10 protein-coding genes are annotated in these 14,995 nt (G+C 38.0%); 8 read left to right on the forward strand and 2 right to left on the reverse strand.

The genetic code is table 11. The features are described 5' to 3' along the window. The first annotated feature begins 267 nt into the window (after positions 1 to 267). The 3 genes from ygjJ to JFU56_RS03855 all read left to right on the forward strand — a co-directional run bounded on the left by ygjJ (position 268) and on the right by JFU56_RS03855 (position 4,196). Positions 268 to 1,374 (forward strand): protein YgjJ, encoded by a 1,107-nt coding sequence (gene ygjJ, locus JFU56_RS03845; RefSeq protein WP_198435970.1) that lies wholly within the window; start codon positions 268 to 270, stop codon positions 1,372 to 1,374. 15 nt (positions 1,375 to 1,389) lie between these two features. Continuing rightward, positions 1,390 to 3,795, forward strand: a complete 2,406-nt coding sequence (ygjK, locus tag JFU56_RS03850) for an alpha-glucosidase (RefSeq protein ID WP_198435971.1) — start codon at positions 1,390 to 1,392, stop codon at positions 3,793 to 3,795. Positions 3,796 to 4,019: 224 nt separating this feature from the next. Then, positions 4,020 to 4,196: a hypothetical protein gene (locus JFU56_RS03855; RefSeq protein WP_198435972.1), complete on the forward strand. Its 177-nt coding sequence runs from the start codon at positions 4,020 to 4,022 to the stop codon at positions 4,194 to 4,196. 595 nt (positions 4,197 to 4,791) lie between these two features. Here the strand turns inward: JFU56_RS03855 and JFU56_RS03860 are convergent. Further along, complete coding sequence (locus JFU56_RS03860; RefSeq protein ID WP_198435973.1) at positions 4,792 to 5,982, reverse strand: chromosome partitioning protein ParB; 1,191 nt, start codon at positions 5,980 to 5,982, stop codon at positions 4,792 to 4,794. 113 nt (positions 5,983 to 6,095) lie between these two features. Between JFU56_RS03860 and JFU56_RS03865 the strand changes: the two genes are divergently transcribed. The 4 genes from JFU56_RS03865 to JFU56_RS03880 all read left to right on the forward strand — a co-directional run bounded on the left by JFU56_RS03865 (position 6,096) and on the right by JFU56_RS03880 (position 10,415). Continuing rightward, positions 6,096 to 7,280, forward strand: a complete 1,185-nt coding sequence (locus JFU56_RS03865; protein ID WP_198435974.1) for a hypothetical protein — start codon at positions 6,096 to 6,098, stop codon at positions 7,278 to 7,280. 870 nt (positions 7,281 to 8,150) lie between these two features. Continuing rightward, positions 8,151 to 8,723, forward strand: coding sequence for an ion channel (locus JFU56_RS03870; protein WP_198435975.1), 573 nt, complete (start codon positions 8,151 to 8,153; stop codon positions 8,721 to 8,723). Positions 8,724 to 8,838: 115 nt separating this feature from the next. Then, positions 8,839 to 9,711, forward strand: a complete 873-nt coding sequence (locus tag JFU56_RS03875; protein WP_198435976.1) for a DUF2971 domain-containing protein — start codon at positions 8,839 to 8,841, stop codon at positions 9,709 to 9,711. Positions 9,712 to 9,839: 128 nt separating this feature from the next. After that, the gene (locus JFU56_RS03880; RefSeq protein WP_198435977.1) at positions 9,840 to 10,415 is read left to right on the forward strand and encodes a hypothetical protein; all 576 of its coding nucleotides are present in this window, start codon (positions 9,840 to 9,842) and stop codon (positions 10,413 to 10,415) included. Positions 10,416 to 10,914: 499 nt separating this feature from the next. On the opposite strand, the gene JFU56_RS03885 is transcribed toward JFU56_RS03880, so the two are convergent. After that, on the reverse strand, positions 10,915 to 13,065 hold the full coding sequence (locus JFU56_RS03885; RefSeq protein WP_198435978.1) for a YecA family protein: 2,151 nt from the start codon (positions 13,063 to 13,065) through the stop codon (positions 10,915 to 10,917). Positions 13,066 to 13,707: 642 nt separating this feature from the next. Here JFU56_RS03885 and JFU56_RS03890 point away from each other — a divergent pair. After that, positions 13,708 to 14,916 (forward strand): HEPN domain-containing protein, encoded by a 1,209-nt coding sequence (locus JFU56_RS03890; protein WP_198435979.1) that lies wholly within the window; start codon positions 13,708 to 13,710, stop codon positions 14,914 to 14,916. Positions 14,917 to 14,995: the final 79 nt, after the last annotated feature.

Raw genomic sequence — 14,995 nt, forward strand, 5'->3', positions numbered from 1 at the left:
TCGCCTACAGATAAGCACGCCTCTTTAATCATGCTCGTACTTTATCGACCGACAATATAACCTCCGCACGACTCTAAAATACCCTTCATTTAGCCCTTGTTTAATCCAATTGTAACCTAGTGTAACTTTACTAAAATAGATCACACTTTAGTAAAACTTTATTCGTAAAACCAAAATTTGACTGTAGACTGCATTTGAATCCACAAGGACATCAACTTAGCATCCCTGTGTTTATTCAACCCTTGCCAATAAACAGAGACAAATAAAATGAAAACAATTTTTACTAAAATAACGATTGTTACTAGTTGTATTTTTACAGCGCTATACGCCAATGCAGAAGAAGTTACTTCGCCAGCACATAGTCAAAATCAGCCCGCTGAAATAACTGAAACTGCTGCAATAAGTGAACCGACGACCACAACAAATGAACCAAGCTTTAATTTTTACGGTGAGCTCGGTGTCGGTGGCCACTCAGCACTAGAAGGTGACGATAAAGGTCGTTACGCCGATGGTACTTATATTGAAGCGGGCCTAGAAATTGAAATGGGCAACTGGTTTGGTTTGCTATACGCAGAAGGTTGGACTGTACAAGTCGATGGCGAGGGTAACCCTTGGGCAACTGGACATGGTTGGGGTGGTTTCGAAGGGGGCGTTAACCGTGCTTACGTGGGTTACCGCACTGATGCCAAAACAGAAATTATTGTTGGACGTAACGATTCGTCGTTAGATGATATCCAATGGTGGGGCGATGCAACCGTTGAGTATGGTTACACAGTACCAAACACGCGAGATCTAAACTTCGCAGCTAAAATACAGAATCTAGAAGGTAAATTACGCTATAGCATCTCAGCGGCACCAGAAGGCAAGTTTGATGAAGATGATGCGCTCGTTAATTTTGGTAAATACGATCGCTACGCCGACAAATATACCTACGCGGCAATGGCGAATGGTTATGTGCAATACGATCTATTAGAAGACCTCACATTATTAGGTGGCGCTGAAGTAACAGATGGTGCTGGCGAAATGGTTTTAGTCGGTGCTGAATACAAAAATGTTGCCGCGCGTGTATGGCATCACACCGATCAAGCAAGTTTCAGCAACGGCGTCAAAACAAGCGAAGGTACAGAAACTGGTTTCATGGCCAGTACTTGGTATGAAGCAACGCAAGGCGTATACCTTTCTGCCGGTTACAACTATGCGAATAACGAGCTAGAAACAGCGGAAGATGAAGTGACCTCTTACGTCAATGCTGGTGTATGGTGGGAATATGGCGATGGTAAATTTGCGACCGCAATGGACAGCAAGTTTTACTTAAGCAACGACACATCAAAAGATGACAACCAAGTATTTATCATGCAGTACTTCTACTGGTAATAAGGAATTAAGATAATGACACTGAATAAATCTCTCATTGCACTCGCAATTGGTACTGCACTTCTAACGACTGGTTGTGCGACAAATTTTTCATCTGACACAACTGCAGATACAACATCAGTAACTGAACTACAAGCCGCTGGTTTTCAAAATGTGATAGACCGTACAGGCTCACCAGAATACATGCGTGATTACGATTTTGATGATCACCAGCGCTTTAACCCATTCTTTGACCTTGGTGCGTGGCACGGCCATTTACTACCAGACAACGACGAAGGTATGGGTGGCTTCCCTGGTACAGCGCTGTTAACGGAAGAATACATTAACTTTATGTCGAACAACTTTGACCGTTTAAGCGTGTTCAAAGACGGTAAAAAAGTAGCGTTCACCATGGAAGCATATAGCTTACCGGGCGCACTGGTACAAAAGTTAACATCTGCTGATGTGACGGTTGAACTGACATTACGTTTTGCATCAAACCGCACCTCATTGCTAGAAACAAAAGTAACGTCAGCATCACCTGTTGAGCTAGTATGGGATGGTGAATTACTTGAAAAAAACCATGCTAAAGAAGGTAAATCACAATCAGATAAGACTATCGACCAGGCCTACCCTGATTACGACCGTGCACTTGTTGCAACAGGCGATGGCTTAACCGTTACCTTTGGTAAAGTACGTGCGACGTGGTCATTACTGACTTCAGGTGATTCTGAATATCAGATCCATAAATCAATCCCGATGGAGACTGTGATTGATGATCATAAGTTTACCTCTAAAACAACTATTACCGGTTCGACAACCTTCTACACCACCTATTCTCATGTGTTAACAGCGGAAGAAAATCAAGCTGAACAAGCAAACATTAAAGCAATACTAGCGAACCCGACGGAGTACTTAAATGCTTCAGCACAACGCTGGGAAGGCTATTTAGACAAAGGTTTAACCAACACGCATGCAACACCAGAACAAGAACGTGTGGCAGTGAAAGCGATGGAAACCTTAAACGGTAACTGGCGTGGTGTCGCTGGCGCGATGAAATTTGATTCAGTCACGCCATCAGTAACCGCACGTTGGTTCTCGGGCAACCAAACCTGGCCGTGGGATACCTGGAAACAAGCGTATGCAATGGCACACTTCAACCCTGACGTAGCGAAAGATAACATTCGTGCGATGTTCGCTTACCAAATCCAAGCTAACGATTCAGTGCGTCCATGGGATGCTGGTTATGTGCCCGACTTACTGGCTTATAACATCAGTCCTGAACGTGGCGGTGACGGTGGTAACTGGAACGAACGTAATACCAAACCAAGTCTAGCCGCTTGGGCAGTGATGGAAGTGTATAAAACCACGGAAGACAAAGCGTGGATAGAAGAAATGTATCCTAAATTAGTCGCTTATCATAACTGGTGGTTACGCAACCGTGATAACAATGGCAATGGCGTACCTGAATACGGTGCTGCGCGCGATAAAGCCCACAATGATGTAGACGGTAACATGCTATTCACGGTTAAACGTGATGGCAAAGAAACCACTTACGCGGGTATCGAGAAATACAACAAGATCCTTGCTGAAGGCAACTTTGATCATATCGAAGTACCAGCACAAACAGCCGCGTCTTGGGAATCGGGGCGTGATGACGCCGCCGCATTCGGCTTTATCGATAAAGAGCAGCTTGATGCTTACGTAGCTAGCGGCGGTAAACGCAGTGACTGGGATGTAGCATTTGCCCAAAACCGCGCTGAAGATGGTACCCTGCTTGGTTATTCATTACTGCAAGAGTCTGTTGACCAAGCAAGTTACATGTATAGCGATAATAAATACTTAGCGCAAATGGCTGACATGTTGGGTAAAGATGATGAAGCGAAAGAATTCCGTGGTAAAGCGGATAACCTAGCGACTTACATCAATACCTGTATGTTTGATGAAAGCACAGGTTTCTTCTACGATATTCGTATTGAAAACAAACCGCTAGCAAATGGCTGTGCCGGTAGCCCAATCGTTGAACGCGGTAAAGGTCCTGAAGGCTGGTCACCGCTATTCAATGGCGCAGCAACACAAGACAATGCAGATGCAGTGGTTAAAGTGATGAAGGATACCAGTGAGTTTAATACTTACGTGCCACTGGGTACAGCCGCGATCTCAAGCCCTGCGTTTGGTCCAGACATTTACTGGCGTGGACGTGTATGGGTTGACCAATTCTACTTCGGCCTAAAAGGCATGGAGCAATATGGTTACCGTGAAGATGCAGTTGAAATGGCAACGGCGTTCTTCGATAACGCTGATGGTCTAGTACAAGACGGTCCTATTCGTGAGAACTACAACCCGCTTACGGGTGAACAACAAGGCGCGCCAAACTTCTCGTGGAGTGCAGCTCACTTATACATGTTGTATAACGACTTCTTTACTGAAGAAACTAAATAAGTAACGGCGTCGTTAAATAACTAGTTAAATAGGTAAATAGGTAAATAACGTAAAGTAAGCAAAACACTGGTACATAACGAACCAGTTGAAATAGCGGTTAATTAACAGTTCCTTAGCCGGGGCTATTTAAATAATAAAGGTCATCACTATAACGTGGTGACCTTTTTATTTACCCACTAACAATGCTAATCTAACTGCCCCTCAGGCAATTAGCAGTCGATGTAATGAAAGCACAATCCAAAGTATTCTCTAAAGCACGATCTAGAGCACTATCGAAACTACCTTCTAAAGAAAGTCCATTTGTGTTTCTCGCCCTTGCAGGTATCGTCATGACCATGACGTTCTCAGCTTGGAATGCACTGTTATTCACAAGTATTAATTTATTTTATTATGAATCATGAGAGAGGCTAGTTATACCAAGGGTTTTGTGAGACTCTCAGGTATTATGATTATTTTATAATAAAAGTTAAGAATATCTTATTATATTCTCAACTTGTTTAAACCAATGATTGATTAAACATCATTTCCGAATAGTGGTCACAGTTGTTCAATCAAAATATATTTATTCTGGTTTACCGTTGATGTTCTAATTGTCAGAAGACAACATAGTTTGATCACTTTTCAATAAATAACATTATAGTCTGATCAGATTCCTGTTGTGACAACAGATAAGTATTACTATTACTTAAACCTATTACATGTGACATACAAATCAAATCTAAATTTTGACGAATCATTTACAGCTTTTGATACCATTCACTCCCCGTACAAAATCTAATGTGTATTACCTCGGTTAGTACAATAGCACTAAGCCACTTTTGTCCATCAATGGCTTAGGTTTAAAGCTCTAATCCTTACAGCTCTAATCCGAAATTGTCCCAATCTTTGTTTGAACAGATTAATCATTCATGTAACGTGAAAAAGAGTCATGGAAGAGACTATTTGCATGCTTACATCATGTTTTATAGCCTCTCCCCCATGCCCGTATCTCTATATCTAAGAGAGTATCAGATTAGCTTGCTTGAGGATTTTTAACGGTGTTTTTCCTTTTTCCGCAAACGGATAGGTAAAGGCCTCATTTATATTACCGGCACTTTTAGCTGGGGTTCGATTACCGTCTTCATCTTTGTTGTATCTCGCAACACGGCGGACAGCAATTTTATTACCGACAATATCGATAGCATGGTGCAGGTTCCAGCCTTTAAAAATACTGCTTAATCGACAAATTACAGCATAAGAGCTGGCTTCTCCAACCAGAGTTTGTAAATAGTTACGAACTTGGTATTCAATGTCTCCTTCACTTTGAATTCCTATTCCAGATATCATCCGTGATAAGTAAGCCTCTGGTGTGATAGCTAGTTCACCATCATAGTTCGCAGTTTCAGCTTTAATAAGATAATGCGCGAAGGCATAGATATGAGGCGCAGCTTGGATCTCATGCTTATGCTTTTTAGCTAACTTAGAGATAAAATCTACGGACAACGCAAGTTCCTCCCGGCTTTCTACATAATGCAAGATCTCAGCTTGTTGGAATGAAGTCCCTTGTGTGCCACGAAATGCATAACGGTTTTTTGTTTGATCGAAAGCTTTTGCCAGCATTGCAACTCTAGATAAAATATTCGCATCAACCTGCACACCAGCCATTTCCAACACTTGGGCACGAGAACGGATTTTCCCAACGTCGATGTGAGCGAAGGATAGATCGTCGGTTACACCATAAATTATAACTGTAATGAATCCTTTAGATGAGTTGGCTGCTGCTTCTATCCGTGTATGACCATTGAGTACTTCGCCATCAGAACTAAATACAATCGGTTCGCCTGTTAGACACCATTTACTATCATCCATAGCCAGTGTATAGCGTTTAACTTCTGCTTTACTTACTCGTCTATTTTTATGCTCGGGATTGATTGCTCCTCGGCTTGAGTACTGCAATATGTCCCTTGCTAAAGTTGGTGAAATGTACACAACCTCATGCTTAATAGATGTTTGAATTATTTTCAAATTTGGATAATAATCCGATCTTTTCTTAAATATTTCATTCATCTGAGCTCGTGATAAGCGCTCTAGAGATGCATCAATTAGCTCTCTAGAGCTACCGAGGTAAGATTTATGCTGGGGTTGATACTTTTTTATTAACCCACTTACCAACTTATCCTCAAATGAATCTTTGCTCTTATCATTCATGCTAAACCTCTTATAACCATTAAAATAGCGGCGCATTATTGATCGGGGCAGCGCCCTGATCAAGAAGAAATACGAAATATATTTATAATTGTCATTAAATTTAATTGTTAATAATGGAAAAACAGTTGCTTAGTTCCGATGTTAAAGTTTTAGGGTTATCAGTAGATCACAGTTATAGCATGGGGAAATCTTTACTTTGTTTTATTCCGGCAACTGAAATACAGCATTATTTTTCTGCATTCGAAGAGCTTCCTGAAGAGCTTGATTCTGTTTTTTCTGAGCTACTTAATTCAACAAATCAAAAACGAATTAGAAAGTTAGAGCAAGAGATTGCTCATTCTTTTTATTCCGATCAACTAGCTCCACCTTTATCTATCACTATTGCGGTTGGTAATGCTGATTTACCTGCAAGTGGACTAAAGGGATCGCTTTATTCGCTAAACTATTACCGCAAGAAAGCATTTCTTGTTGATGGTATTTTGACGTATTGTGCCATCATGAATCTGCTTGGTTATAAATTACAGTATCCTTATTTTGTTACTAATCAGGATCAAGAAAAAGTTGATGGAAGAATTGTAAAAATTCTTACTGAGCAACAGCTTGTGGTGAATATAATTTTCAATGATGATGGTGATTTAGACCAAAGAGATATCTTAAGCTTGTGTAAAACTTTTAATCAGAGAAGCCTTCAACTTCACTCTGTCAGCTTAAGTAGAATTGCGAGTGAGTCTTTAGTTAAAGATTTCATTCATCAGCTAGCAAAAGAGTTGAAGCTAGATAAAATGGGGGGCATGTCAACAAAAGCTACCCGAGTAACAAAGAGTGATCCGTTCATTACTACTGAATCGACTATGCTGCATATGATCGTTGCAGCCGTCGCTGGCAACAAGCTTAGGATGTCGACAAAAGTTATGAACCAACTTTCAGATGGGAGCCTGATTGACTTACCGCGTCTAGATAGTATCAAACCAGCTATCACTACATTTTTTTCAGCTTGGTTGTCATCTTGCCAACATCAATTGAAGTACAATCGCGACGGATTCCATTACTCAACACAAATCTGGCAAGCGTTAGGACTGGTTATTCATTATTTGATTAGCAACCAATATACTCTTGAAGAACTAGAAAGAGTTGGTCACCAGCTAGGGCAGCTCGACTATTCTCGTGATGCAGAACACTGGCAACATTGTCCAGTTATGAAACTGGATATGCGAGGTTGTCAATACAAGAACGCAACCAGTGGAGGAAGAACCTTTAGAGAGGGGATTGCTCGGTACTTTATTGAGTTGGTTAGTTAAATGAGCTATTAAACAGTCGGTACGGCAATGAATTTTTTAATAATTAAGCCGTATTTTAAATGTGTATATTGATGTCTAGATCTTAGTTGCTGAGGCTTTATGCTTACCACCATAATTATAATTTACCGAGGTTAAATAGCGCGCAGTAAACACCGGTTCTCCAATAACAGTACCTATGATTACCATTTAAATTACAGTGCTTTACTGGTTGTCAAACCTCACTGATTGTGTTTTCGGAAACAAATTAAAAGAATAGACACAAAGAAACTCCCATTTCCACATAGAGTTATTTCTAGACTGTTTTTCTGGAAAAGATCAAGTCAAGTTAACAAGGCTACTTAATCACGATGCTCATATTTGGATACAAATTCACGGGTGATCAATATTCTTGGAGCTTAGGTCAGATAACACGATATTGCCCCTTTTTGACTTAGACCTTCAACTCACCAACTATACGTTAACATTGATTTTCCATAGATTTGTTCATGCAAAATTTACCAACTAAGTTGCTCATATTTATACCTAGTTAAGCGGTTAGATATGATCATTTTATACAGTGTTATTGGCATTTGTGGTGGAAGCAATCTCGAATAGCCAAAAGACAGTCAGGTTTATCTTGCCAGTAGAAATTAATACCAATACAATCAGTCGTATAGCTAGTTTTGTTTATAACTTACAAGACTCAAAAAATGATTTACAGGACTGCTCATTTATCCAGAAGTAATTAATAATACTATTTTCAATATAATATTATTTTCAATTTCTTAGCTTCATTTTTATGACGAATGGATTTGAGGAAACGAGACGTCCTACTATACAAATGTTGAATTTTTTACGGGTTAATCGATATATTGGAGTTTGAATTAAATTATGGAAAATGAAGAACAAAGTCGATTGATCAAGTTTTCATATTGGTTGGCACAAACTAGCTTCGCCCAATTTGCCTTTTCTTCACAGCTAAGAGTCAGAATATCTGTTTTCACATTTATTCTTTTTACTCATTTTTTTTATTGGGCTACCGCTTGGTATTCTCCTTGGCCATATATAGTATTTATGCTTTTTGGCTTTTGGTTCTCACAAGGTGTTTATAAACCTTGGGCTTTAATTATCAAACAGTCTTATCAGCCAGCGTATGATTCAGCGATGCTAAAAATTAGCGTACCTTTCATTATTCTTAACTATATCGCGTTATTTTCATGCTTATACATGTTTGGAAGTGTGGTGGATGCTAGCGGAAATGAGATTCAAGGAACTTGGAAACACTTCTATTTTAGTACTGTTACGCTAACAACTTTAGGTTACGGAAATATCGTGCCTAACGATATTTTCTCAGAAGTAATTGCAACTATTCAATCTATTATTGGCTTTATGGGCTTCGCAGTTTTTGCAGGTATCGTGGCATCAATTGCGTTAAAAAGAGTTGAGTTGCAAGACAAAAACTAACAAGTTGCTGAAACGGACGTAAAACAGTTGGCTTACGCTCGTTCCTCGCAAATTATACCCAACAATTTTACGCCGCTTAGCAAGGCGTTAACTGTTCAATGGTACCTATCAATATATGAATAAATTTAATTATTACTTAGATTATTTAAACCAAAAAAGACCTAGTGAGCTATGTCATTATACTTCATATGAAGCTTTAAATAATATTGTAAAACAAGATGGGAAATTGTCTTTTTGGGTGACTGAAATTAGTTATTTAAATGACCATCAGGAATTTTTTCATGGTTTTGACTTTCTAAAAAAAGCTTATGAAAAGCTAAAGAAAGAGAACTTAGAAAATGCTAAAGTTACTCGATTTTTAGACTCCTTATCGCCATTTTTTGTTTTTAGTGAAGGAATTGGTTCTAGCCTTACCTTTTCACAAAACTCCGGTGTTTTTGTATTATCGTTCACTAATGAAAAAGACCTGCTAAGTCAGTGGCGTGCATATACTCCAAATTGTCATGGTGTATCTATTACAGTTGAACCAAATTTTAAATCAAGTCACTCAAGCAATAGTCTTTTATATCCAGTTATTTACAATGATAAATTTAAGTCTGAATATGCCGAGCATATTCTTAAGCTTGGTATAGATAAATGTGTCGAGTTTACAGAAGCTAATTCGTTCATTAATCAAAATGTATCATCAGACGTTATTATGCAAATGAAAACTGCATGTACATTGATGAAAGACTCTAGTTTTAGTGAAGAATCTGAATGGAGATATGTAGTTTACGGCGAGATCCATGAAAATATTTGTTTACGCAGTTCAGAGTATTACCTAATTCCATATGTTAATTTAAAAATTGAAAATGAATGCTTTAAAAAAATTGTCATAGGTCCTAACCCACACTCAGAACTTAGCAAAAAATCAATTGAGCTTTTGTTATCTAAATCAGGATTACAGAAAGTTAATGTGGTTAAATCAACTATTCCTTATAGAGGTTAAAACAGTTAACAAGACGTTTAAATGCAACCAAAACAGTTGGTTAGACTCAAGTTCGCTCCACATTGTAACCAACTATGTTAGTCCGCTTAACGCGGCATTAGGGCTATTCGTAAGAGGACAATCAATCAGTGGCAAATGAAACAAAGTATGACTCTAAGGGGTATAGTAAAACACTAGACAAACTGGTGACTCTTGCTGAGAAAGAATATTATGTTCAGATGGTCGATATTAACAGGCATCAGGTTGTTGTTAGTCGAGCGATTCTTTGGCTTCTAGTTGTCTTAATTGGTTTTGACTTTGCTTTTGTTGAGTGGATGCATTCGAAGCTATCAACGAATACAGAGCTGTTTTCTGTAATGGTTTCGTGTCTTGTAATCATCTCTTTGGCGATAGTATCTGGAGTTGCCGCATTTGGCTTTGCCATTTTATCAATTCCAGCAATTGGTGGCTACTCCAAGCTCTATGAAAACAGTTGGGCGGAATATGCAAACAATGCATACACACGCTGGGAGTCAGAAGATCAATTTGTTTATGAAACTGAAATGAATACACTTCTAGGGAAGTTGGATTCAGCTTGTAGCATTGGTAGTACGACTAATCACAATCGTGGAATTAAACTTCGTATAGCTTCAGTTTTATCTATCATATCCGCAGTTTTTACATGCATAACATTTATTGTATTTTCATTTAATTATTACCTTTAAGGAGCACTCAGTGTCAGATAAGAAGAAACCACCTATGCCAAAACCACCACAGCCTATTCGAAATGATACAAGGCATGTAATCACGAACTCTAAAGAAAAAATACCAGCGAAAAAATAGTATTAATAAAGCGTTCCAACGCTCGGCATATTCAGTTCAAGTCGAGTTTTTTACGGTGCAATGTGAAGTGGTCTAACAAGGTTTTGTCCAGCTGCGGCTTAGTGTAATAACGCTAAGCCAAATTTGCCCCAAAGTGGCTTAGAGCGGTTACTCAATCACAATATGTTCAAGTTGATTTTCCATACATTTTCTCATGTGAGGAGTGGGAGTGATTTTCCATATCATAATTGATCACGCGAACCCTATTACGAGCGCAATTAGGATCTAACCAAAACCGAAACGAGGTTAGAAGGTATAATGCTAAGGCGCTATCGCCCCCATCGCGACTTAGAAACGGCAAGCCAGTGGCTAGTTTTACTTAGCCACAACATTATTATTTAATTAATCTATACAACATTTTTTGAACTTTTTTACACTACCACAAGGGCACTTATCATTGCGTCCAATTTTAAATTTTAGCTTTGACTTTAAACCTGCCAAATCACCTTGTTTTTTACCTTTTTTAGCTAAGGGTTCTGCTTGTTCATTGTATTCCCACGGATAATTGATATGACACATTGCTGTTATCATGCCATTTACAGGCTCTATGATTATACCAACCCAGTTATCGGCTCTATCAATGTATTTCCTAACTTTCATATGTGAAGATAGCCGTGCTTTTTGCTCGTCTAAATCTCCAACCTCGGTATGAATGGTAAACCCTGTTTTACTACTACCATCAAGCAACACTGAGAAGTCATGGTTTTGCCCATCCTGAATCGTACTGTAGGATATTTTGGCAACGGCGCGGTCTAACGTGTCTAAAAAACCACCGTTAGTTTTAAGTAAATCAAAACCAAAATCTGTCAATTTATCATTCTTTAAAAGTTGTATTTTAAATAAAACCTTGCTTATAAAACCTTTGGAGTACCTTTGCAGAATCCCCTCTGGTGTAGGATTTCCGGGAAGTCTTAACCTCCTCACCATGAAAGATGCATCTAAATCAGAGGCTATGTCATCATGCATTATCATAAAGTCGTTTTTGTTTTCATCCAACCACAAATTTTTCTTTAAGTGCATGGATAAAAACACCAATTCGGTACTCGCCATCATAGGCTTTAAATAACTACCTCGCCTGTCAATATAACTTAAAAGCAATAAAGGCTGGCTTAAAAACTCAACTAGCACATCCAAAAAGAAAACATCTATAACAAGCGGAGGTAGGAGTCTTTTTGTCTCCTCATACTGCAAGTACTGTCGGCACTGAAAGCTTAATGCTGGATAGCTCTCTGATGTGAGGCATATGGGGTAACAAACTGTCGGTTTACCTCCAAGGTCTAATACTTTTCCATTTATATCTTTGAGAATAATGTCATCAAGCATCAATGCATCGGCGCATTCTACCGCCTGTAGGTATGCATTTTGAAAGCCCTTTATGAAGTCATCTTTTACTAACTCCACTTGTCCTTTTTTGGCTGGAATTGTCATGCCCTTGGACTTCGCTTGAATAATTAGGTATTTATTCCCAAATCTAGCCAGAACATCTATTTCACCTACCTTCTTCGATACACTCTGGTATATGTCGATGTTAGTAAAGACGTTGCCTTTACCAAAAACTGACTCAAATTTGTTATACGCGAATTCTTCGGTATAAGCGCCTCGATTAAGAACAGCTTTTTGCATGTATGCTTTGTCATTTCTAAGCCAAAATATAGGGCTTTCATAAAGAGATTGTGCAAGCGCAACCACTTGGAATAAGTAATATTTATCATCTATCTGAATAATTGGCTTTGGGTTGGAAATATTAAAGTTATCGACAGATGAAAAGCAAGTGTTATCACTCTCTGAGTTAGTACTAAACGCACTTAGAAAACGTGTGATTTTTTCCTCTGTAAAGTTGGTTATTTGAGAAATAGCCTCGATAGGTATTTCATTTTGTTCAAGGTATGACTTTATTTCTAATTTTTCTTCGCCCTTATCAATTAAAACCTGTAAAGCACCGTTCAATATCTTTGTAATAGCCAAGTAGATAATATGAGCTTCTTTCATATCGAAACCGACATTATCCAACAACCACTGAGAGTCCTTTTCATATCTTTCAACAGAAAAACCTGCAAATTGAAATTCAAACGCTTGCTCTGCACTATAAAAAATATACTCACGAATGAAGTCTGGAGACGAAAAGAAATCAGACTCATCTTTCTTTATATTTTGAGGGGTAAATTGCCCCATCATTTTTGCTTGCATTGACTTATGAATTTCTCCCAACAAAATATCAGACCTATCAGCTAAATATTTAAGCCTGTCACTATCAATTATTGAGTTATCATAACCAGCCTTGAGCAGAAGCCCATGGAGTGTTGAAAGTTCGGTTTTTATTAATCGCTCTGGGGTATATAAACTGTGTAAATCGCCACCTTGAAACTCCCCTTGAAAACCAATAGTACAATCTCTTTGGCATAGGTATGAAAATGCATGAATAAACCCAGCTTGTGAACATAATTCTTCTAATTCAATAAATTTGTCATTCTCACGTAGTGTGCTTTTATTCATAAGATACCTTTGCGTTTTATTGCCGTTAATTAATTGTAAAATAACATAAATACCACTTCCCTTGAAAAAAATGTATTAGTTATGTAAAACTGGTCACTCATATAGATAATAATTAATAGTATTTTCTAAGTCGCTTTGGGGCACAAAGCGACTTAGCAACACCAATCAAAAGCTGCACCAATCACCATTGAATTTACAATCACTCAAACTAGAATCTGCCCCTTTTCGTGTTAGATCTGTTACTCAACCGCAATATATCCATATCTATTTTCCATATATTTTTATGAAAAAATAACCCTCTTATTTGCAATACTCATGTTTAATGAAAACAATTAAATGAGATTGTTTTATACAATATCATTAGCCTTTAGGTAAGTGGTCTCGAATTGCCAAAAGACAATCAGATTTATCTTGTCAGCGATAATCAATGGCAATACAATCAGTGGCATAGAGAGTACTTCTTGTAACTTACAAGACTAAGTAAATAATTTTAAGACGGCTCGATTTGTCAGGAACAGGTAATTAAAAAATTTTTAATACAAATATTTTTTCAATGGGTTAATTGCTCTTTATCATGGTGAATGGATTTGGGGATTCGAGACGTCCTACTATATAAATGTGATGTGCTTGACAGGGATAATGATGAATAAATTAGATAAAGTATTAAAAATTAGCGACCTTATTGAGGCCGGAAGTTTGAATTTGCAGATAAATGAGCAACCCTTTAAGTCTTTTGGGCTACCTAATAAAAGGTTAAATGTTGTTGGACACAATAACCTGCTTGAATTTGAAGAGTTAGTGAACTCACTTTACGAGGAAGAAAAAGATATATTTAATTCTTTTTCACATAAAGTATTTGTAAAAAAACTAATTGCTACAATTGGTGAAGCTAAGTTCGCTGATGAAAAAATCACTGATGAAAAGGTTAAGGCTTTATTTCGAGATCTTAAGGCTACACCGTTGGTTGACTTCTCTGTTTACAGAGAAATTTTTGGCATTGCGATGAATCAAAATCAAAAGCTTACCTTTGGTAACTTTGAAATATCTCATATTTCGTTAGCAAAAGAACATGACTTCAAAGAAAGCGACCATGACTTTATGTTTTTTGGAAAAGAACCAGAATATCTTATCAAATATAATGTAAACGCGAGAGACCGAGATCGTGCTAAAGAAATTGCAGATGAAGCATTTCAAAAGTTTACCCTATTTTTAAGGTATATCATTGGCACATCAAATCGAAAGTTTGAAGTCGGGATTTTACATTTTTCTGGTTCTAAAGTACGGAAAGCATATATCTCATCTAGTGATGGTCAGCTGAATGTAGAAAGCAGTAGATATGGTTATGTAGAGCCTATTCCACTCGACAACAATTATTTTTCAAATAGCGAGGTCGGGTATGATAAGGTCTGGCAGCTAATTGACAAAAGACAATCAAAGCTAGAGCAAAGGTTAGCTACTGCAATTGAATGGCTAGGACGCTCACTGCAAGAGGATGCTATACAAGCAGCTTTCATTGAAGCATCTATTGCATTGGAGTCGATATTTACTTACAGCGAAAAGTCGATAGTCTCCCCTTCAATTTTAAGTCAAATATCTGAAAGTACGGCGTTACTATTGGGCTCCGATTTAAGTAGCAGGCTTGAAATTGAGAAGCATATTAAAAAGCTATATTCCATTCGTTCAGGTATTGTTCATGCGGGTAGTAAGGATGTGTCAGAAGAAAGTTATGCAATATTTGTATCTTACATACGAAATGTAATCACCAAGCTTCTCGTTTCGGAACCGTACTGTTCATGTAATACAGTGGAAAGTATGTACGAAGAACTTAAAAAAATTAAATATAGTGCATAAATAGTCGCAAATAACAAAGCATTTAAGAGTGATTCCCAACGCTTGGCATTTTTGTCTCTGCGTTGATTTTTGTATTTAC

Origin of the sequence: Moritella sp. F3 (assembly GCF_015082335.1) — a bacterium.
GTDB lineage: Bacteria > Pseudomonadota > Gammaproteobacteria > Enterobacterales > Moritellaceae > Moritella.